The sequence below is a fragment of the Microbulbifer maximicatervae (SeqCode) genome, from assembly GCF_052467325.1.
The window spans coordinates 4720102-4741717 of the sequence record NZ_CP174310.1 but is presented as its reverse complement, the minus strand read 5'-3'; the positions used below and the strand labels follow the sequence as shown (position 1 = coordinate 4741717).

15 protein-coding genes are annotated in these 21616 nt (G+C 46.2%); 2 read left to right on the top strand and 13 right to left on the bottom strand.

Features of this window, described 5'->3' with window-relative positions; translation table 11 throughout:
• Positions 1-84 precede the first annotated feature (84 nt).
• Positions 85-2319: a 5-methyltetrahydropteroyltriglutamate--homocysteine S-methyltransferase gene (metE, locus tag ACJJIE_RS21165; protein WP_444892878.1), complete on the bottom strand. Its 2235-nt coding sequence runs from the start codon at positions 2317-2319 to the stop codon at positions 85-87.
• Between the two features lie 172 nt (positions 2320-2491).
• Between metE and ACJJIE_RS21160 the strand changes: the two genes are divergently transcribed.
• Both ACJJIE_RS21160 and ACJJIE_RS21155 read left to right on the top strand, forming a co-directional pair.
• Positions 2492-3451, top strand: a complete 960-nt coding sequence (locus ACJJIE_RS21160) for a LysR family transcriptional regulator (RefSeq protein WP_444892877.1) — start codon at positions 2492-2494, stop codon at positions 3449-3451.
• A gap of 466 nt (positions 3452-3917) precedes the next feature.
• On the top strand, positions 3918-4457 hold the full coding sequence (locus ACJJIE_RS21155; protein ID WP_413664530.1) for a cytochrome b: 540 nt from the start codon (positions 3918-3920) through the stop codon (positions 4455-4457).
• A gap of 94 nt (positions 4458-4551) precedes the next feature.
• Here ACJJIE_RS21155 and ACJJIE_RS21150 read toward each other — a convergent pair whose 3' ends face one another.
• The 12 genes from ACJJIE_RS21150 to ACJJIE_RS21095 form a co-directional block, all read right to left on the bottom strand.
• Positions 4552-6318 (bottom strand): DEAD/DEAH box helicase, encoded by a 1767-nt coding sequence (locus ACJJIE_RS21150; RefSeq protein WP_282934580.1) that lies wholly within the window; start codon positions 6316-6318, stop codon positions 4552-4554.
• 209 nt (positions 6319-6527) lie between these two features.
• Positions 6528-7763, bottom strand: coding sequence for a capsule polysaccharide biogenesis protein (locus tag ACJJIE_RS21145; RefSeq protein WP_444892876.1), 1236 nt, complete (start codon positions 7761-7763; stop codon positions 6528-6530).
• Positions 7764-8444: 681 nt separating this feature from the next.
• The gene (locus tag ACJJIE_RS21140; RefSeq protein ID WP_444892875.1) at positions 8445-10490 is read right to left on the bottom strand and encodes a capsule polysaccharide biogenesis protein; all 2046 of its coding nucleotides are present in this window, start codon (positions 10488-10490) and stop codon (positions 8445-8447) included.
• Positions 10481-11413 carry a glycosyltransferase family protein gene (locus tag ACJJIE_RS21135; protein ID WP_444892874.1) on the bottom strand — a complete coding sequence of 311 codons (933 nt, stop codon included), beginning with the start codon at positions 11411-11413 and terminating at the stop codon, positions 10481-10483. Before ACJJIE_RS21135 ends, ACJJIE_RS21140 begins: the two co-directional genes overlap by 10 nt.
• A gap of 4 nt (positions 11414-11417) precedes the next feature.
• Positions 11418-13151 carry an SLC13 family permease gene (locus tag ACJJIE_RS21130; RefSeq protein WP_444892873.1) on the bottom strand — a complete coding sequence of 578 codons (1734 nt, stop codon included), beginning with the start codon at positions 13149-13151 and terminating at the stop codon, positions 11418-11420.
• A 238-nt stretch (positions 13152-13389) separates the two neighbouring features.
• The gene (locus ACJJIE_RS21125) at positions 13390-15489 is read right to left on the bottom strand and encodes a glycosyltransferase family 2 protein (RefSeq protein ID WP_444892872.1); all 2100 of its coding nucleotides are present in this window, start codon (positions 15487-15489) and stop codon (positions 13390-13392) included.
• Positions 15490-15780: 291 nt separating this feature from the next.
• The gene (locus ACJJIE_RS21120) at positions 15781-16923 is read right to left on the bottom strand and encodes a glycosyltransferase family 92 protein (protein WP_444892871.1); all 1143 of its coding nucleotides are present in this window, start codon (positions 16921-16923) and stop codon (positions 15781-15783) included.
• Between the two features lie 133 nt (positions 16924-17056).
• Positions 17057-17617, bottom strand: a complete 561-nt coding sequence (locus tag ACJJIE_RS21115; protein ID WP_444892870.1) for a sulfotransferase — start codon at positions 17615-17617, stop codon at positions 17057-17059.
• Between the two features lie 348 nt (positions 17618-17965).
• Positions 17966-18922 carry a sulfotransferase family 2 domain-containing protein gene (locus ACJJIE_RS21110; RefSeq protein WP_444892869.1) on the bottom strand — a complete coding sequence of 319 codons (957 nt, stop codon included), beginning with the start codon at positions 18920-18922 and terminating at the stop codon, positions 17966-17968.
• 84 nt (positions 18923-19006) lie between these two features.
• Positions 19007-19846: a DUF2147 domain-containing protein gene (locus tag ACJJIE_RS21105; RefSeq protein ID WP_444892868.1), complete on the bottom strand. Its 840-nt coding sequence runs from the start codon at positions 19844-19846 to the stop codon at positions 19007-19009.
• 30 nt (positions 19847-19876) lie between these two features.
• A complete protein-coding gene (locus tag ACJJIE_RS21100; RefSeq protein WP_444892867.1) occupies positions 19877-20548 on the bottom strand; it encodes a sulfotransferase family 2 domain-containing protein in 672 nt (223 codons plus the stop codon).
• Positions 20549-20574: 26 nt separating this feature from the next.
• Positions 20575-21612: a glycosyltransferase family 2 protein gene (locus tag ACJJIE_RS21095; RefSeq protein WP_444892866.1), complete on the bottom strand. Its 1038-nt coding sequence runs from the start codon at positions 21610-21612 to the stop codon at positions 20575-20577.
• Positions 21613-21616: the final 4 nt, after the last annotated feature.

The following is a 21616-nucleotide window of genomic DNA, read 5'->3' as shown; positions in this document are numbered from 1 at the left end:
GAAGCGGAAAAAACAGAAGCGGAAAAAACTGAAAAGAAAAACCGGCAATTAAAATGATTGCCGGTTTTTTTATTTATAAATTGGCTAGGCCAGTTCTGTGCGAACAGTGCGCGCAGCCTCTACCATATTCAGCAAGGATGACCCGACCTCAGCCCAGTTACGGGTTTTAAGGCCGCAGTCTGGATTTACCCAAAGTCGCTCAACCGGCACCACCTGTGCAATTTTCTTAAGTCGCTCAACCAGCTCCCTCCTTTCCGGCACATTGGGTGAGTGAATATCGTAAATGCCAGGTCCAATTTCATTGGGGTAACCACCGGCCTTGTCGGCAAACGCGCTGAGTAGGCGCAAATCGGAGCGAGCTGATTCAATAGTAATTACATCCGCATCAAGGGAAACAATGGCATCCATAATTGCATTGAAATTGCTGTAACACATATGAGTGTGGATCTGGGTTTCCGCTTTTACTTCGCTACAGGTGTAGCGGAAACACCCTACCGCCCAGGCAAAATAATCCTGGTGCTCAGACTCTCGAAGGGGAACTCCCTCACGCAAAGCCGGTTCATCAATCTGGATAATCCCGATACCGGCCGCCTCAAGATCCAACACCTCTTCCCGCAATGCTTTGGCAATTTGTAGACAGCTCTCACTGCGGTGGATGTCTTCCCTCGGGAAGGACCAGTTGAGAATTGTGACCGGGCCGGTGAGCATACCTTTTACCGGCTTATTAGTAAGGCTCTGGGCATAGCTGCTCCACTCTACTGTCATAGCGTTAGGTCGGGAGATATCACCAAAAATAATCGGGGGTTTCACACAGCGAGAGCCATAACTTTGCACCCAGCCATTACCGGTGTGTACAAAACCATCCAGTTGCTCCCCGAAATATTCCACCATATCGTTGCGCTCAGCCTCACCATGCACCAGTACATCCAGACCGAGTATTTCTTGACGACGGATAGCTTCGGCAATTTCAGCGCGTAGATGTTCTAAATAATCCGCTTCAGAAATTTCGCTATTGCGGTACTTGCGGCGCACACCGCGCAAAAGATCCGTCTGTGGGAATGAGCCTATTGTGGTGGTGGGCAGCAGTGGTAATTGCCAACGCTTGGCCTGTACTAAAGAGCGATCCTGAAAGCACTGTTGACGCCAGGTATCCACTAATTGATCAGCAGTGGAGCCCTCGGCTACACCACTCTCTCCACCTGAGACAGAGATCTCTGTGTCCTCATTGAGCAGCTGCTGTAATTGAGCCAACTCCTGAAGTTTCTGGCAGCTGTAAGCAAGCTTCTGTTTTTGCTCACTGGGCAGCTTGATCTCTGTTTCCAGATCCACAGGGCTGTGGAGCAGGGAGCAACTGGCTGATAGCCATAGGCGATCTCCCAACTGCTTCGCCAAAGGCTGCAAAGTGCCCTGCCAACGGTTGAGGTCTGCTCGCCACACATTGCGCCCATTTATCACACCCGCAGACAGAACCTTGTTCTTACCTGCCAGCTGGGCCGCAGCTTCAAGTTCTTCAAGTGCGCGTACACAGTCAATATGTACCCCAGACACCGGGAGGGAAAATGCCAGCTCCAGATTCTCGCGCAAAGGTGAGAAATAGGTAGCCAACAGTGTATGCGCCCCTGGGGCTAATGCCGCAATCTGCTGGTAAGTGCTATCAAAAGCCCCACGCCATTCATCCGGCAGATCCAGGCCTAGTATGGGTTCATCCAACTGCACCCATTCAACTCTGAGGTCAGCGAGCTGAGACAGCAACTCGGCATAGCAAGGCAGGAGTTTTGGCACTAAATCCAGAGGGCTATCCACACCTCGCCCCAGCCACAGGTAAGTGAGTGGTCCGATAACCACCGGCTTGGCTTTGTAGCCCAGGGATTGGGCTTCCCGCACCTCGTCAAGTAACCACTCACTATCCAGGGAGAACGCCTGATCATTGGAGAGCTCAGGCACCAGATAGTGATAATTGGTATCAAACCACTTGGTCATGGCACTGGCCGCTACCGGCTGTCCCGATGGAGCGCGACCACGGGCCAAGCGGAAATACTGGTCCAGCTTGTTGTCTGCCGCTCCCTCTGCAAAACGCTGGCCGACCACACCAAACATCAGGGAGTGATTCAGAACCTGGTCGTACCAGGCAAAATCCCCCACAGCTACACGGCTCAAACCGGCCTCACTTTGGGCCTGCCAGTTACCACGGCGGATCTCTGTGCCCACTTGCAGCAATTGCTGCTGGGGCATATCACCGCGCCAATAGGCTTCTTGCGCTTTCTTTAGTTCGCGATTGGCTCCGATACGCGGATAGCCGAGGATATGTGTTTGCACCATGGCCGCCTTCCCAAGCTCTTTCCTGTGAGGGGAACAAAGTTGCCCCATTGAAAAATACCCCGCAGCTGCGATCTCGGTAACGGTCGCATTAGCGAGAGTCCTGACTTGATTGTGTGCGCACAGTACTGTTCAATCAATTTCATATTTTTTGCAAATAACATGAATAATTTTAATGATGATTGAATTGCGCCATTTGCGTGCGCTGAGTGTTTTGCGTGAGACAGGCAGCTTGGTACGCGCAGCAGAGCGCCTTCACCTGACCCAGTCGGCTCTTTCGCACTTATTTCGCGAAATGGAGGACCGGCTCGGCCAAGAACTGTTCATACGCAAATCCCGGCCTCTGCGATTTACCAGTGCCGGTCTGAGACTGCTGCAGTTGGGCGACGACATACTGCCCCAGGTAGCTATAGCGCAGCGGGACCTATCCCGCCTGGCATCTGGGCAAGCGGGCAGGCTCAATATCGCTATCGAGTGCCACAGCTGCTACCAGTGGCTGATGCCCGCACTGAATACCTATCGGGACGGCTGGCCAGAAGTGGAACTGGACCTGTGCAGCGGCTTCCACTTCGCTCCCCTGCCCGCACTGGTGCGCGGCGATCTGGACCTGGTTGTCACCTCCAACCCGGACCCGGACCTCAAAGGCCTGCACTACGAGCCGCTGTTCAGCTTTGAAATGTGCCTTGCCATAAGTCGCAAACACCCACTGGCGCAGGAGAGCAAGCGGCGCTGGGTAGAACCGCAGGAGTTAGCTGGTGAAGTCCAGATTACCTACCCGGTTGAACGAGAGCGGCTGGATATCTTCCAGCACTTCCTCGACCCCGCTGGAATTGAACCTGCAGAAGTTCGAACCGCAGAACTGACCGTGATGATGGTTCAGTTAGTAGCCAGCGGGCGAGGGGTTTGCGCCCTCCCCACTTGGGCTCTGCACGAGTACCTGCAAAAGGGGTTTATTTCCCAACTCCAGCTGGGTAAAGAGGGCCTTTGGAGCACTCTCTACGCGGCAGTGCGGGAAGATATGCTCGAGCAACCTTATCTCACAGACTTCCTCAAAACCGCACGGGATACCAGCTTTGCCAATCTGCAAGGTGTGAGAGCGGCCAAAACCAGCCCCAGTGTGGCAGAACCTGCCTAACCACTTACAAAAGTTAACTGGGCGGCTTAAGCCTTTGCGGAAATAATGACTTATTCAACCTCAGCACAATTATCAAACAAACTGAATATTTTCAGATCGAACAAATCAATGGTTTGGTCTGGCCGGAGAGGCCGGTAAAATCACACAAATAACGATGGAGCCTCTGAACAACTCCGTGATACCTCTGGCTTACAGAGCGGTTCACACTCAAGACGCGGCTTCGCAGGAATGTCCAGACCTTGCAAGAAGTCGCAACGCAGAGTGTGAATCGCTCTGCAACGGGCCTTGAAAGCCGCATCTGCCGCATAGCAGCGTCTGCAAAGGACTGTGACCATTCGCACTGAGCTGCGTCTAACACCTGCGGCCTTCAAGACCCGCAGAGGCATCACGGAGTTATTCAGAGGCTCCTTATATACGGCAGTGGCCTGTACCCGGCCAAATGCCTGGACTTTGTAGGAGACCCTCTATGTCAAACCCGGTTGAACGTTGGAACTCAGTGAGTAAAGGACTGCACTGGCTTTTTGTAATCCTGCTGCTCTCTGTGTGGGGAGCGGTTGAACTGCATGAGTTTTACGAACGCGGCGACCCCATGCGCGGCTGGTTTATGCAGCTGCACTTCTCCCTGGGAGTCGGTGTCCTGATGCTTCTGGCCCTTCGCCTCTACTGGCGTGCACGTCACAAGCGCCCACAGATTGAAGGCAAGAAGTGGCAGAAGGCACTGTCAAGCCTGACCCATGGTGGACTCTACCTGTTGATTCTGGCTATGCCGGTATCCGGCATCGTAATGCGCCAACTGTTTGGGCGCGATACCGAGTTTTTTGGCCTGTTTGCCGTTCCCAACCTGTTCGCCAAAAACCCGGATCTGGGCAAACAAATTGCTTTCCTGCACAAAGATGTAATGTGGCCCGCCCTGCTCGTACTGGTTGGACTGCATATCGCCGCCGCCCTGTGGCACCACTTTATTGCCCGCGATAACACTTTGACCCGGATGCTGCCGCAACGCTAATCCAAGATAGGGAAGTGAGAAGAGATAGGGAGAATTGAATGGGAGAGCGCACGACTGCGCTCTCCCGAAAGGAACCTGCTACAGCAGGTACGACTTACTCGTCGTTATTGCCGCGCTTGGCTTTGGGCTTACCTTTGGGCTTGAACTTAGGCTTACCCTTCGGCTTCCCTTTCGACTTGACCGCTGCTTCATCGAAGCGGGTGATTTTCATCGGTTTACCGGAAACACGCACCTTCTTCAGGTGTTGGAACACTTCTTTCGGCATTCCCTGGGGCAGATCTACCGTGGTGAAATCGTTGTAGATTTCGATACGGCCGATATAGGAGCTGTCCAGATCCACCTCATTGGCAATAGCGCCAACAATGCTGCCGGGACGCACGCCCTGCTCGCGGCCGATCTCGATACGGAAGCGCTCCAGCCCCTCATCGGGCGGCGGCAGCTTGCGATCTTTCTCGAAGCTTTCCTTCTTGCGGCGGCGGCCACCGTCAAAGTCATCATCGCGCTCGCGACGCTCTTTGCGCGGTCTCTGCTCTTTCTCTTGAATCAGCAAGGGCTGGTCACCTTGGGCCATTGCAGCCAGCGCGGCAGCAACATCCAGAGGGTCAACTTCATTCTGCGCCAGGAATTCCTCAACCAGCTGGCGATAGGGCGCCAGATCAGTTTGGCCTTCCAGGGTCGCGGTAATGCGCTCGCGGAAGCGCTGCATACGGGCACTGTTAACCGCATCTGCGCTGGGCAAATCGAGTTTTTCGATCGGCTTCTTGGTCGCTTTCTCGATGACTCGCAACATACGACGCTCGCGGGGCGCCACAAACAGGATCGCATCGCCTTCGCGACCGGCGCGGCCGGTACGACCGATACGGTGAATATAAGCTTCGGTATCGTAGGGGATATCGTAGTTAATCACGTGACTGATACGCTTTACGTCCAGTCCACGAGCCGCAACATCGGTGGCTACAACAATATCGAGCTTGCCATTTTTCAGCTTGTCGATCACGGCTTCGCGCAGGTTCTGCGCCATATCACCGTTCAGGGCGGCACTGGCAAAGCCTCTGGCGGCCAACTTATCTGCCAGTTCCACAGTGCTGTTTTTGGTGCGCACGAAGATAATCGTGGCGTCCACCGGCTCCGCTTCAAGAATACGGGTCAGTGCATCCAGTTTGTGCAGGCCGCCAACCGGCCAGTAGCGCTGGCGAATGGTTTCCGCAGTCTCAGTCTTAACACGGATTTTTACTTCAACCGGCTCATCCAGATGCTCGCGGGCGATGCGGGCAATCTCTTTTGGCATAGTGGCGGAGAACAGCGCAATCTGGCGCTCTTCAGGAATCTGCTCCAATACCCACTGCACATCATCGATAAAGCCCATGCGCAGCATTTCATCCGCCTCATCCAGCACCAGGGTGCGCAGATTGGACAGATCCAGGGAGCCGCGACGCATATGGTCCATCACCCGTCCGGGGGTACCTACCACCAGCTGAACGCCACGCTTCAACTGCTGTATCTGGCCGCGGTAGTCCGCGCCACCATAGATAGGCGCAACGTGGAAACCTTTCAACTTGGATGCGTAAGACTGGCAGGCTTCAGCCACCTGAATAGCCAGTTCGCGGGTCGGTGCCAGCACCAGTGCCTGAGGGCGACGATCCTTCAGGTCCAGCTGGGAGAGTAGCGGCAGCGCAAAGGCTGCGGTCTTGCCAGTGCCGGTCTGGGCCTGGCCTAGCACATCCCGCCCCTCCAGCAGGGACGGAATAGTTTGTGCCTGGATCGGGGAGGGAGTCTCATAGCCGAGCTTTTCGATGGCGCTGAGAATTTCAGACGGCAGACCCAACTGGTCGAAGCCGGCCGCTTTAGGGGTATCGGTCATTTCGGAATTCACTTGAAGCCAAAGTCCCTATCGCGGGACCGGAGCGGTGGGTAAAAGGCCGCGCAGTCTAACAGGTTAGACGATCCAGATCAGCCTGTTTTTTAGGCAAGTTGATTAGCATGTATCTCCGCCGACAGATAGGATATCAATATTGGGTAGATAAAAAGAAAAGCGTCATTGATCTAGAGGTAAAAAGAGTACAGCGCTCCTTAGACCATATCCACCTCAGTCTCAGGCTGCCGCCTTCGCTCCGTTGCACGGGCCTCCGTCAAGTGCCTGCAAACTCCATCGATTGTAGCGGCAATATGGCGGGAGAAGCTGCCATCCACTTGGGTCTTATCATAGAGATAGGCCCGAAATCGCTGGAAGAACTCCGTGTCTACCGGGTCGGGTTGACTCCAAAAGCTGGAGAGCTCCCCTTGATGAGTCAGCCCCGGTAAGTCATACAGTGATCTTCCAAGTACTTGAGTTGGCACCTCGTGGAAGAGTGCAGATATGCCCACTGTACTGTTGATTGTTACAACCCCTAGGGTGTGATCGAGCAAAGTCGGCAGGTGCAGGTCATGACAGTAGATAACCCTGCCGGTAATCTGGTAACGAGTTTCCAGCTCCCGTATCAGCTTTTGATAGTGACAAAACCCACGATCCATAGGGTGGTGCTTTATTACCATCATCGAACCCTTTGGAGCATTTTGTGCAAACGACTGCAACACCACCTCTATCGCATTTTCGATAGAAACCAGATCAGAGTGCTTTCGCAGTTGAAAATCATCGCGGGTTTGAAGTGGAAAAAGAAAGTACCGTCCGCTGAGCTCACCCGTCAAACGGTCCGTAAGTCCCCGCTCCATCAGTTTATACAGGCCTTTTCGATAGAAACTCCTGATCCAGCAAACACCTTCACCTAGCCAGCTGAGACTTCGGTGGTGCCGATAGTGGGGAAATTCCGATTGGGAAACCCGCATCGCAAGATAATAGGCCATTGCAAAACGCGCTCGCCTAAAAAAAGTTTGCCCAACAGATTTAACCGGTTTTCGCTCTCTGGCTCGATAACTATTAATTGCTTCTCGAGACCAGTCCGTACGCGAATGAGCGTTAACCCCGCCAAATTCAAGAGTGATAAAATCCGGGCGCAAATATCCCTCTTCAAAAACACCAAAAGCGATCCCCTTGGACTCGCAGATGGATTTTGCAATGGTATGCAGGCGGCGGCAGTCCCCATAGCAAAAAACAGTATCTACATTATTTTTAGATAGATAATCTGAGAAGAAGGCACTCCAATCACTTTCTCCCCCGGTGAAATCCACCTGAAAATCAGCCCAAGCAAAGTAGCGATCCCCGCCATTAAAGTTGATCTTATGAGTAATGACTCCGCTCTGTGACAAGCGCCTTGCCAATTGGGCAAAGAATGGGCCATGAGGTCCTTGTAAAAATACTGCCACAGACATGTATTGGCTTTTCCTTGAGCTAAGGTCACTGGATACGTTGATACGAGGCGATGAATAAAAAAGAAATGACTATGAAATTAGGCTAACTTCACAGTTATTATATTGAACTGCTTTTTACATCTATGCGAACCATCTAACAACATAGAACTTGGATATTAGAGTCGCTACTAACAGGGCAGAAACTTCTGTAAATTTGGCAGCAAAAACTGCCCTACTATGGTTTCTTACTTCAAGGATCTTCCCATCAATCAAACTGTATAGTCTAAAAATGCCGACACACAATTTGTATTTGGTACAAACCATAAAGTCAATTTATCTAAAAGTACAACCACTCAGCCCACCAAGAAATTAACATCTGGCGACACATGAGAAGAAGTTAGCCCTGTAGTAACCCGAATAAATTCCAGCTCCATTTAATCCCACATCTTATACCAGGAAAAAATAGGTGTCAGTACAATTGGTACTATAATCACCGAAGTGTAATCGAGCGTAATAGAGTAAGAATGGCTTGCAGCCGGAAAGCCTTGGAAACCAGTTCCCGAATACTTAACGCAGAAGGGGGAAATATAAAAGTTAGCAAAGTAGAAGTTTGAAACTATATTCCCCGAGGTCTAAAAATCTAAAGCAATATATCAAAAGAAATTAAATAGAAAACCTTATACTGGATTTCGGGTACAGCTTTCAATATCTCATAAATATTCTTCGATACAAGGAGAAGAGTTTAAAAAAAACTCCTTTTTTATTTCCCAAAGACCGTGCCCCCTCAATTAGCTCAATAGTAGTTTCTGCATTGATAAATTCAGCCGTTTTGGGATCTACATAAACAGGGTATAACAGCAAAGTAGCGGCAATCATCTGATTTAAAGTTAAATTGCGCTGCCTTCTTGATAAAAAAACCCTTAACTCACCCGTGGGGATTTCTCTATTTTCAATAAGCGTATCCCTTGTGAGCCCCCAGCCAGCATAAAAGGGTAACCCATAAGTTACCACCTGCTTGCCTCTCAGTAATGCCTCAAAACCACTCAGGGAGCTCATGGTGTGAATTTCATCAGCGACTTTAATAGCAGAAACTATATCACCCTGTTCAAGCAAAGTGTCATAAAGGGAGTCAGAACTCTCCTGCAAAGCACCTAGGCGAGCACCACAAACTACGTCAGGGTGTGGTTTATAAATAATATGAGCTTCAGGGTTATTGAGCCTGACGCGTTCAAGAAGCGCCAAGTTACTTTTTATTACCGGGGAACCATTAGCTATCGAGGCATCGCTTTCTACCTGCCCGGGAACTAAAATAATTTTTTTATCATATGAAAAATCAAAATCAACTGTAGGTTTATCTTCTACAACGTTGTATTTGCTAATCCCTTTATCGATCAATTTGTCTCGTAACTTTCTAGCTCTATCTAGAAGAGGATCAGGAAAACTACAGGTATTTAACAGCATCTCCAAATCGCTGGGCTGCCTGGCGTCAAAGTAAATACCACGACTATCTAGAACCAGTGAATTCGGAACGACCAGGTCGGCACCCAAACCAACGGAACGCAAAAAGCCATCTTCAACCCTCCAGACATTTAAATCAGATTTCTTAGCCTCATCAAGCAAACCATCTGTAATCCGACTTGCCCATACCAGAATATTGGTTCCTGCCCTTGCATCTGCTACCTTTGCAGAAGAAAATTTAATCCTTCCCTTTCCACCGATAAAACCTGGAATAAAACTCCTTTTCCATTGAGAAAACCCTACTCCGACCCAGTCGCCATCGAAGCGGCTCCATTGCCTGCGTTGTTCAGCAATTAATGCCACAGTGTCTTCAAAGTTACATCGATTGCCAGTATACGGATTAATATACCGGGAGTATTTTAGGTACGCAGCACAAAAAACCTGAAGCAACGTTCGCTTCACACTGCGGCGACCACAGTTTTGCCTATCTCGAGTTAAACCCCACCCCGCATAAAAAGGCATTCCAAAGCAATGGACCTCCTTACCGGCAACCAGCGCCTCAAAACCCAGCTGGCTGCTGACCACATAGACCTTTTCAACTCGATCCAGGATTGACCAGGGGGAGATATCCTCAGAGATAATCCTACAACCCCTCAGTTCAGCCCGTTCCTTTAGATAGCCACGCTTTTTCCCTGCGATAACATCGGGGTGAATCTTTACAAGAATTTCAGCATCAGGATTTTCATTAATTGCGGACTCAAGCATTTGAGAGAAATGCTGCTCAGAAGCCAATCCACCTTTAACGGAGATATCCCCAAATGTTTGATCGACCACTAAAATGGTTTTTTGCCCAGGTAAAATTTCCAGTGATATATCAGTCGATTGATTATATTTCGACAGTCGGCTCTCTCGTATAAGCTTTAAGCCTTTCTCTGCACGAGCAAGATCATCCGGCGAGAAATCAGCCTCACTGATTAATATTTCCAGGTCACTTGGCCGGGAGGCGTCGTAATAAATACCTGTCGAGTCAACAACCAAGCTATGAGGTTGAGCGCCATTTACGCCAAGGCCGAGTGAACGTAAAAACCCATCTTCTATAGCGATATAAGGCAAACTCAAATGAGTGGCAAGGCGCTGTGCTTTAAGGGCGCTTTTTTTTAACCCCCAGCCGGCCATCATGGAAATTGAACTATCGGGCTTAAGAGCTACATAGCGACATTCAGCTTCCAGGAAGTTATCAAGGTTAGATAAACGCCGAAGCCCGAGCGAGCAGTGTCCAATTACAGGCATTTCCTTGCCTCAAGAGAAAGTGCATCCCGAAGGCTATGATCGTTGGCAAGATCCAAGATTCCCTCGACCCAAGCTGAAGGTTCCATTGGTAGTAACAGACCATTTTCCCCGTGCCGCACTATGGAACCGTATATGTCCCCTTGCGCAAAAATACCTGCGGCACCAGCCTGGGTAATATCAAAAAACTTTGTATGCGACCTGGCGCGATTAAACGGCAAATCGAGCAAAGGTGCCAAACCAATTGATCGCCCTCGCCCTCGAAGCATCGATACATAGGTAGGCCACTTCATCGGGTGCAGTACCTGCACCCGTGGCATTCCTCGAAAGAGCCGATTGACACGCTGATCTCCAATTATCTCAAAATTGAGAATTGGACTGCGGCTGAAGACTTCCTCTATCACCGGCCGCAGCCACTGAACATCCTCAAGGTGAGACGCAGATCCATGGTAAAACACGGTCAAAGGCTGCTCCTGCTCACAATTCAAGGGAGCAGGCTGCAGTAACTCTGGAGACCAACTTTGATACTTTTCCGCAAGGTAGGGCGTCGATACCAATAGTTGCGCGCCGACAGATTTCAACCACCTCTGCTTAGACCAGCTAAGCCGTAATATTTTTGCTTGATATCGAAGTGGCATGCTGGAAAACGCATACCAATCAAATAAATCATCATCGATAAAGAGGTAGATTCTCTGAAACTGACCTCTGTTTTTATCAATAAATGACTTCCAGCTCCGAGGGATGTAGCGAACAAAGATTAAGGATTTTCCATTGATATCCTGTTCAATTGGGGAGCTGGACCAAGTTATACACCGGAAGTTGATTCCCTTCTCATACAAATATGGCCGAATAAAATAGTCTGTTGATGGATTTGCACCCTCTTCAATGACTAAACAGCTTTCTGTGGGAATCGAGTCAAGTGCCAAACTACTACCCCTCTAGCGGAAACACGATTGGAATCAAAATCAAAACTGTTATCGAGTAAGCAATAGTCAGGGGTAATCCAGCTCTGAGGAAATCACGTAAATGATATCCTCCCAAGTTTTGCACAATCAGGTTGGTCTGATAGCCAAATGGAGTGAGAAAGCTGGCACTGGCTCCATAGGCTACGGCCATTACAAAGGGCATCCAGCTAACCCCAAAGCTCTCAGCCAAACTCCATGCGAGGGGGAAAGCCAATGCAGCTGCGGCGTTGTTGGTCATCAATTCAGTCAGCGCCAATGTCAACAAGAAGACGCCTACCAACCCAGCTAATGGCCCCCAGTCCGCTAGTAAACTACGCAGCCCTAGCGCCAGTGAATCTGCCAAACCACTACCCGCGAAAGCCTCAGCCAAAATCAGGGCACTAGTGATAATCAACCATATCTGAAATGGGAAGCGCCGCTGTAACTCAGTAGTAGATATAATTCCCAGGCCAATCATTCCACCAAGGAGAACGATAAGCCCTTTTAGCAGCGAGAAGATACCCAGTGCCGCACCAGCTACAACGGCAGCAAAACCCAACGCCAAAAGCCAGTTATTACGTCGAGAGAGGTCGCGCCGAACCTCTGTGCCACTGATCACATAGAAATTCTTATCAATATTCAGATGATGACGAAAATCCGGGCCCACCGCCAACAGCAGGGCATCCCCAGCACGAAGCTCAATCTCCCCGAGCTTGCCAGACAATCGCTCACCGCCACGGCGCATGGCAACCACTGCCGCATCAAAGCGAGTACGAAAATTACACCCTTTTAAGGTCTGGCCAAGAATACTGGAACTGGGCGTAATCACTACTTCTGTAAGATTCAGGTCCAGATCCTCATCTTCCAGCGCAAATAAGCGCAGCCCCTCAATATCCTGCAAGCGACCAAGATCACGTACATCGCCACTAAAAATTAATTTGTCCCCGCAACGGATAACTTCAGAGGGGCCGACAGGGCTAATAACCTGATTTCTGCGAACAATTTCAATTAAGTAAAAGGTCTCAAGTTGGCGTAGACGGTTTTGCTCAACACTCTTCCCATCCAATGGAGAGTTAGCCACCACTTCAGCCTCCAGCAGATACTCAGTGACAGGCTCCTCCGTTACTCCCCCTTCAGGGAGAAGACGGTTGCACAAAAGCAATACCACCAAGCCCACTAAAGCTGCGGCCAAGCCCACCGGCACAAAGGCGAAAAAGTCCAAACTGGGAAGGCCGCGATCGAGTACAAAGCTGTTAACGATCAAGTTCGTAGAAGTACCAATAAGCGTCAGAGTACCACCGAGAATTGCCGCATAGGATAACGGGATCAGCAACTTGGCCGCAGGCAAGCGCCGCTGCCCTTTCACACTTGAAGATAGGGCCGCCACTACTGCCGTATTGTTAAGAAATGCGGAGCTTAAGGCGGTAGCCGTTGTAAGTCTCAATAAACTGGCTTTTAAAGACCCCTTGATCAGGCCCTCTGAGATAGAACGCAACCAGCGCGCCTTCTCCAGTCCCACCGACACGAGCATCAATACAACTAAGGTGGCTAAACCGGGGTTGGCCCCTTTCTGTAACGCCGATTCCGCCGGAACCAAACCAGTAAGAAAACAGGCTCCAGCCGCCGCGGCAAACACCAGGGACGGTCGGAAGTGAGTAAAAATTAAACATCCGATAACCAGGGCGAAGATACCGGAAACAAATAATTGGGGGAAAGTCATAAGGTCGAAAGGCCGCTCTGGTTACCGATACTATTGTTCGTCTTTATATACACACCTGTGGTGAAATCAAATTATGCCAAATCTTGGGTGAGTATTCCCCTAGTGTAAACACTCCCCATCACGCCCTGAGTTGGAGATTTTTACCTCCCGCACACGATACTCACTGTTTGAACGAAACTCGATCCGGGAACTCGCCATAATATAGGCCCTTAACAACATTGAGATACCTCACACTCGACTAAGCCAAGGAAAAATCTTCATGAGCCAGAGTCAGATTCGGGTTATAGGCTGGGTCAGTATCTAGTAAATCCCCCCAACGAGCACGCATATGCTCCGCCTCCCGTTGTGCCCGTCGGCGTTTACTGAGGGTATTATCAGCACCCCGTGACACCGACTCATGGTGATACAGCTCTGCGTATGGGGTCCATAAGTTGCGATAACCCGATTCACGTACTTTTAAACACAGATCAACATCATTAAACGCAACAGCCAGGTTCTCCGCATCCAGGCCAGCAACTTCCTCAAATACTGATTTGCGTATCAATAAGCATGCCGCAGTCACAGCGGAAAGATTCTGTACCAGATGCAGGCGCGAAAAGTATCCATATTCGTGGCGGCTGAAGTACTTATGGGAGTGACCAGCAACACCACCAATCCCCAAAATCACCCCACCGTGCTGGATGGTATCATTTGGGTAGTAGAGCTTCGCCCCTACACAACCGATTTCCGGCCTCCGAACCTGGCCGACCATCTCCGTTAGCCATTCATCGCCAATTGGCTCAATATCATTATTAATCAGTCCGATGATCTCGCCCTTGGCAAGGCTGACTCCAAAATTATTAATTGCAGAGTAGTTAAAGGGATGATCCCAGCGATGTACTGAGACTCGAGAATCAGTAGCCTTCATTTCATTCAGAAAGCGCAATGTTCCTTCACAACGACTCTGATTGTCTAAAATCAGTAATTCAAAATTGGGATAACATGTTCGGGCAAGGATAGCCTCCACGCAGGGCTTCAGTATATCCAAGCCATCGCGGGTTGGAATGAGCAAGCTTACCAAAGGGGGGGGCTCAGAAATATCCCATCGCACCCGATAGCTATTAGGGGCTATGCCAGGTAGAGCTCTGGCTTTCAGGCCCTCACTTTCCAGGTAGTCACTCACAGCCCTAAGACCCGCAGAAGCCGCATAACCTTTTGCACAACTATCTTGTGCTGTCGAGCCACTAATAGCCCGCCAGTGATAGAGGACTTCAGGAATATGGGCCACGTTTTCTTGGTTCAAATAGGGCATACAGCGCAATAACAAATCGTGATCCTGACTTCCCTCAAGGCCAGCACGAAATCCTCCTATACGCTCAACCAGCGCACGGTGCAATACCGTTAAATGGCAAATATAATTTTGTGATAGTAGAAGATCTGGATTCCAGCCTGGCTTAAAGTGAGGATCAAAGCGCACTCCCTGTTCATCAATTTTATCTTCATCGCTATACAATAATTGTAACTGCGGATTATCTACGATTGACTGAGCAACCCGTTGTAGCGCAAAGGGAGCCAGGGTGTCATCATGATCTAATAGCGCAACATATTCACCATTAGCCAACGACAAAGCACTATTACTTGCAGCCGAAATATGGCCATTTTCTGTTCGAAATACTACTTTGATACGCTGGTCTAGCTTTTCATATTTCTCCAAACAAGATTTAACCTGAGCCAGACAGGAAGCATCATCAGCAATACACAGCTCCCAATGACTATAACTTTGTGCCAAAACTGAATCGATACATGAGCTTAACAGTTCAATGTCAGTGTTATAGGTTGGAAGAATAATAGAAATTAAAGGTCTACCAGACACTTTATCGAAATCCAGTGAGCCCGGATAAGAAGCAACTCTTTTTGCCTCTACAGTTCTAATCCACTCGGAATAATCATTGGCTTGCTTCCGCTTAACAAAAGTTCTTGCATAGTGCTGTAAAGCCAAATTCCGCCAGTTGCGACCTGAATCACGGGCCTCCTCACGAATGAGTTGTAAAACCTTTGCCTTTCCCCGACTGCGAAATTTATAGTGCATATTGGCCAAGCGCTGCGCCAGCCGATCGTAGGCAAACTGGGGAAGAAGCTTCACAAACTGGAAGTGTTGTACAGTAAATAGGCCTTCAGATTCCATAGGGTCAAAGCGCAAAGCATTAGGGCGTTGTTCAAGGTAGATTAGACGCTTACTAACACGACCCGATTTAATTGGAAGAAATATACTATCCTGCTCAGTAAAGCCATTCCCATAGTCAAAATAGAGTTTAGAATCTGCAGACGACTGATTGTGCTTTAGACCAAGTTCCACCATATACCAGCCAGGGCCAGGAGCTCGTCCCAATACTTGGAATTGGGGGTCCGCTCCAGATGCGTACCATACAAAATCTGTTTCAGTGCAATCGGAGGGCCCAATCGCAAGTCCAGGTTTAAGCCTGGGAGCGAAATCGACATAGAAAAAGGACTTTAAAATATTTAACACCGTAACAAATCCAGTTATTACTCAGCACTCTTAGCGGTGCCGCATGCATTCGCCAATAAAATAATAGCTAGTTCAACTTACACTGAAACTGGCAAGTATCAACTACCCGATACACACCTTAGACTAAGGGCTAGCATCCAGTCTGAAGTTGACTTTGGCAGCAATTTTTGTACCATAAATATAGGCCTCAATCTCGTCTCGATTGGATAAACTCATTTTAGGCTTAAAAGCAAACCCACATTTTAAATTCTGTGAAAGTCCCTTTCGCACAACGTCGGGGCGGTCTCTATTCAACTCAACTAAGTGCTCTTCTCCATTAATCAGCAAGCGAATTTTTATCGCTCCAGAAAATTCCGCTGTCGCCCAACCAGTAATCAAGTCAGGACCTACATCTACAAAAATTTTCCCATAACACAGATATGGAGTCTCAGCAGCTATACGCTCCTTCAAACGTACAACACCATTTTTCACACTTTCTACATGACAGAGAAGTGCATCATCAGCCTCATCATTTAAATCATGAGCTTTAAAATAAGCTTCACCCTTTTTCCTAGTTGAACTGCCAGCACCAGAACCCTTGTTCTCCTTTTTTATTGCATGTTCATGTCTGGACTTGACAACATAATGATTTATCCTTAACCCATCATAGATGACTTGAGTCGTTTTAGGTTCACTAGATCCACCATTTTCAAATTCAGTAGGTTGGAAGTTAGCAGAATAATAACGTCCGGTTTTAAGTACACATTCATGGACATGCATCTTCTCAACCAAAGACGGCTTCAAGATTGTTTTAATGTGTCGGTTAAATTCGTGCTCTGGTTTTGAAGCTTGAGTAAATCTCTCAATCACTAATCCATCGCTCTTAAACTTATGTCCGGATGAACCGAAATTCCTCCAATTTAGCGCTAGTGCGCTGGCATCCTCGATCTGATTAAAGTCAGATAGTAAACCTTTTAAATTAACGTCTTGACCAGTAACAATAAATTCATCGGCATCAATAAAGCCGAGTAAATCAACTTCATCGCCAAAGCGATTTAATATCAGATTATATGCCGGCATCTGTGGACCATGATCCCCTACTCTGGGGAAATAAATCCTATTTACTACTCCCAAGCTGTCCAGAGCCTCCAACAATTGGGAGGACCCATCATCACTGATATTATCTGCAATATAAAAAGCATCAGCACCAATCAACTGATGATAAACGATCCACTCAAGGATGTACTCATATTCGTTCTTAAAAATCGCAGCTATTCCAAACTTCATTCTTACTCAAAAGACCTTTCCAGGTGAAAGCATTATTTTCAACACTCTCACAATAAACTATATATAACTTAAAATTCTCGATCGTCTACTATAATCATCAAAAAGATGAAAGCCCAACTTTCCAAAAGGTTAACTAGCAAGCTGTTTTGTGGGCATGTGTATAAAAAGAAGCCTGCAACCTTGAACAACCAACAAACTCTTTTAGTTTACGTCCATCATTCTTTTCGATATCAAAAAGAAGAAAATTTTTCCGGCCATAAAAATACTGAAGCACATTTGAATGATGTCTATGCCACTCATATTTCCAGCGCTGTATAACGGTTTCGCGATCGCATGAGTAGATCTTCTCAAATCTGTGCAAATAACTACCATTACCGTGATTAAGCCGACTCTCAACCCATTTCTCTACAGGACGAGTATTTAAAATAAAAAGAGAATCGGGGTACTGTCGATCTAATTCCTGATAGTACTTTTCGAAAGCATATAGGCACCGACTTGAGACAAACTCCATATCACTATAGAAATCAAAATTTTCATATCCACTTAATAGAGGTCTCCCATGTAAGTAGTTATCCTCAAGTCGTAAAGCCAAGCTCCCATGATCCCAGTGGACAGCTTTATAGCCATTACGCAAGAAAAAATGATTCAGACTGGTTGTACCGCACTTATTAAACCCAATTTGAAATACTTTCATACTAAAAAATCTTTAAAAGCTTATTCATCCAAAGTGCTTCTTAACGTCGAGCCGCCTGTATTTGATCCAAATCGAAACAGTAAAGTAATACAGAATTTAGGTCTTGCTTTTAGCTATTTACACCGGTAACCAAGGACTACAACTTTAATCAAACTACATAGCATACACTATCAAGAGGATGAAACAGAGCAATCAGGAAAAAGTAGCTTACATTACTAAATCACACATCTTGGGCGGATTATACCGAGTAAAGATGAAGCAATGTTCCCTGATGCATTTCACCGGACAGAACCACCCCCGTCAACACCTTGGAAGGTAGCCCGGTTCCAAAATCGTGGGGCATACATACTAAGAAAGCCTTGTAAGAGATGGTAAAATTGGCAGGGGTTGGCCCGTTCTGGCCACAACAACCTCTATAGAGGATAAATCCTTGATATCAGTTAAATCAAAGGAGAAGCCAACAAATCCCCTCCTGCCCAGCCCTCGTGCCTTGTAGATCGGGCTATATTCACTTGCTTTAGTCTCGGCCACAACTTCGCCGTTGTGTTTAACTCTAAGCAAAGCCGCTTCAGTCTCTTCCTCTGACATCGCCCACCCCCTCAGACACCCATTTTCCCAGGCAGTAGCGGCACCTCGTGTAAAGCGTGCACTGTCACGAGCTAAATGAAGCCGCCAGTCAAATTGTGTACGAGCACAGTTATAAAATTCATACTCCTTTGCATTCAAGGCTCGCAATTCAGATAGTTGTTCATTCGTGAGCCCTCTCGAATGAACAACCTCATTAGAAGCAATGTTTTGACGCAAAATTGGAATATTAATACCAAACTTTTTGTTAAGCAGGAGAAGAGAATCCTCAAATGATTCAACAAACCCTATAAAACCAAGTTGAGACCAATTACTCTGACCGATAAGACGAAGCTGTCTATTAATATTTTCACGAGAGCGGTAAAAACTCTCAAAACTATCTTTATAACCTTGATGCCGAACTTTATGATTATACTCAGAAACAATTCTATCAACGGGATCACGCAAAAAAGTTATCATCTGTCCAACATCAAATATATCAATGTATTTTGATGCGTGAAAATGACCAGTGAAAAATTGATAGCCTTCTTTGTTAAAGTCCTGATAAAAACTCCAACCATCCACCTCCCCAGAAGCCCACTTTTTAATGAGAGGACTTGTCAAAGGTGAAAATTTTCCATAATCCTGGCAGACTCTCGATTCACCAAAATAAGTATTAGCACCTTTTCGGAAACTTGTGCCAGCAGTTTTTGGAATATGCAAAAAAAACAAACACTTCATAATAGCAAACCATAACCCCGGGAATCTATCCAGGAAAACAGAAATATATAATTTAGTAAAAGATGTTGCAAAAATCTAAATATTCTACTTTTGTATTTTTTTAAAAAAAGGATCGCCAGGGAAATTTATGCGCCCAAGAAAAAGTATATAGTCAGACATTATCATTTTTCTTTTTGCGTATACCAATCTGAAAAGATTTATATAGAATGACCTAGCTGACCTTCGCTTTCTGAAAGCAAGCCTTATCAAATAGCCAACATCAGAAGGCCCGAGATGTCCATTCATTATATTCTTTACTAAATAACTCAACATCCCAGTCTCTGACAAATAAATACTTGATGGATGGCCGGAAAACGGTAGTCGCAATAAAGTAGCGCCACTAATATTCAATAAATCCACATGCAATCTATCAGCACTGTATGGATCATAAATTATATAAACATCCGTGTAGATCGAAATAGATTGAGGAATTTCATCATAAAGAAATTCCAATCCCACTAAGTCTTTCCCCCATCTTTTTTCATCAGGTACTTTCTTACGATCTATTGAAAAAAGTGGAGAAATAGCAATCACAGAATTGAGCCTAAATTGCTTCATAAACAATAATGAAGCATACGCCCCCATTGATGAACCATATAAAATTCTTCTTGTAGCAAGATTGTATTCGGATCTTTTTTTTATGGCTTCAATACACTCAAAAATCTCGCCTGTTTGATACCAATGATTTTCATGTATCAAAACATGAAACGCATTAATTTTTATCTTCTCAAGAAAACGCTGAGCAAAGCCTAATTGATTTATTGACTTATCTACATTTTCTGGCAACCGCTGCTGAAATGTAATTGCTAGTGGCGTGCCTCCATCAGATACCGATACATATCTACAGCTAACCTGATTTCCTATAAAAATTAATTCTTCTTGCATACTCAAACAAATATAATGGACAAAACTATATTAAATTTCATAACCAAACAATTCAAAGTCCTCAGCATATAAAGAAGAAACTATATCCCTGCCCTTTTTATCAAGTAACTCAATCGATCGCTTTCTTACAGGCTTTCTATTATGGGCACGTTCCTGTGAACCCCATCTAACACTAACTAATGATAAATCCGGAAAAAGTACGTCAAATTTTGCCGAGGCTTTGCTAATAGATTCCAGCTTTAATATTAAATCCACATACCTTTTTCCTCCAATATAAAACATATCCTTTTGCTTAACACAATGTCGATATCGTAAATCGAAGCCATTGAGAGTATTACTATTCATTGAATAAACATAATCTAAAAAATATCTTCTATAATCAGAATCACTGACCTCACCATGATTATATCTCTCATAGATACCCTTATTTACTTCATTAAATGCAGATAAGACTCTATCGTATGGATTACGAACGAAGCCAAAAGTAAAGTGATCCGTTAGACTCATGAATTCTTCAGGATAAATATCTCTTAAAAGAATCAAAGGCAAATGTGCTTTATCAATTTTTCTACCTTTGAACTCGTCAAACATCCAAAAGAAATTATCGCGAGTATCAAACTGATACAATGAATTCCTAACAGTCGTGCCGGCGCATTTTGGATTGTGAATGAAGGTGAATTTCTTAGAATCACTTACTATCATAATAACATCGAACCTTAGAGCATTTACTAAACTTCATTTTTTAAGTCAACTAATTTTTTTCTATAAAATTCATTAGCAGGCCTGGCTCGAGAGAGCACCTTATATAGTACGAAAGAAATCAGCGGATTAATTTTTAAAAAAGCAGATGCTGTATCCCCCATTACTTCAACTTCAGATTGCTCCAAAATAGAACTAATGTTTAGCGACTCTATGCCCAAGTCACCAGAAGAGGGGGGGAAATCAGAAAACTCTATATTTCCGTCGTCATCAAAAAGTAATTTTGCTCTCGCAATGAAAGGAGAATAACCACTCCCAGATTGAACAGTATTCATATAATGAGATCCAAGCCCTTGATAAAGGCCATTCTCATTTTTTTTCAGCCTTTGTTCATCCAGACGCTCAGAATTTTTAAGTGCAGATTCATAATTCCTTAACCCAATATGCTTATAGTGAAGAAGAGCTATTGGATACTTATTAGAAGACTTGTAATCTAAAGTTCGCTTCATATATTCAAACCCAAACCCTTTTGGATGGCATCCATAGCTATAGGCCATATCAAAGTTACAGTCAAAAATAATTCTTTTGTCAAAATTTGGGGAGCGAATTCCATTTTTATACTGCCCTAATAAAGACTGATCTTTATCTATAGGTTTTTCATCTACAATATCAAATCCGGTAATTTCCGGTACAGTAACTCCCATATTCTTATATTCAGACAACACATCATGTAATTTGGGGTGGTATAATATTTCATCCATATCACAACTAATAACCCAGTCAGCGACCTCATCGGTGAACCTCCCTCCTGCGCGACTGTAATTTTTATATAACTGAGTTTTTAATTGGATATATTTCGCCTCATCAATTTTACCAGTTGAAGACTGCCAACTAATAACGGTTACCTTAGGAAATTTTTTTGCTAACTCTACGCTACGATCTGTAGAAAGATTATCAAGAAGAAATATTCTCGTACAAATATTACTATAGTACTCTAATACATTACTAATTATATCTTCTTCGTTATAGCAAAGGAGATATACATGAATTTTTATATTCGGAGCCATGAAA

Bases quoted from the DNA above. Each gene is read 5' to 3' on its own strand.
- ACJJIE_RS21120 (WP_444892871.1), bottom strand. From the start codon at position 16,923: ATGAAGTTTGGAATAGCTGCGATTTTTAAGAACGAATATGAGTACATC.
- ACJJIE_RS21100 (WP_444892867.1), bottom strand. From the start codon at position 20,548: ATGATAGTAAGTGATTCTAAGAAATTCACCTTCATTCACAATCCAAAA.
- ACJJIE_RS21105 (WP_444892868.1), bottom strand. From the start codon at position 19,846: ATGCAAGAAGAATTAATTTTTATAGGAAATCAGGTTAGCTGTAGATAT.
- ACJJIE_RS21125 (WP_444892872.1), bottom strand. From the start codon at position 15,489: ATGGTGGAACTTGGTCTAAAGCACAATCAGTCGTCTGCAGATTCTAAA.
- ACJJIE_RS21095 (WP_444892866.1), bottom strand. From the start codon at position 21,612: ATGGCTCCGAATATAAAAATTCATGTATATCTCCTTTGCTATAACGAA.
- metE (WP_444892878.1), bottom strand. From the start codon at position 2,319: ATGGTGCAAACACATATCCTCGGCTATCCGCGTATCGGAGCCAATCGC.
- ACJJIE_RS21155 (WP_413664530.1), top strand. From the start codon at position 3,918: ATGTCAAACCCGGTTGAACGTTGGAACTCAGTGAGTAAAGGACTGCAC.
- ACJJIE_RS21145 (WP_444892876.1), bottom strand. From the start codon at position 7,763: ATGTCTGTGGCAGTATTTTTACAAGGACCTCATGGCCCATTCTTTGCC.
- ACJJIE_RS21150 (WP_282934580.1), bottom strand. From the start codon at position 6,318: ATGACCGATACCCCTAAAGCGGCCGGCTTCGACCAGTTGGGTCTGCCG.
- ACJJIE_RS21130 (WP_444892873.1), bottom strand. From the start codon at position 13,151: ATGACTTTCCCCCAATTATTTGTTTCCGGTATCTTCGCCCTGGTTATC.
- ACJJIE_RS21140 (WP_444892875.1), bottom strand. From the start codon at position 10,490: ATGCCTGTAATTGGACACTGCTCGCTCGGGCTTCGGCGTTTATCTAAC.
- ACJJIE_RS21160 (WP_444892877.1), top strand. From the start codon at position 2,492: ATGATGATTGAATTGCGCCATTTGCGTGCGCTGAGTGTTTTGCGTGAG.
- ACJJIE_RS21115 (WP_444892870.1), bottom strand. From the start codon at position 17,617: ATGAAAGTATTTCAAATTGGGTTTAATAAGTGCGGTACAACCAGTCTG.
- ACJJIE_RS21110 (WP_444892869.1), bottom strand. From the start codon at position 18,922: ATGAAGTGTTTGTTTTTTTTGCATATTCCAAAAACTGCTGGCACAAGT.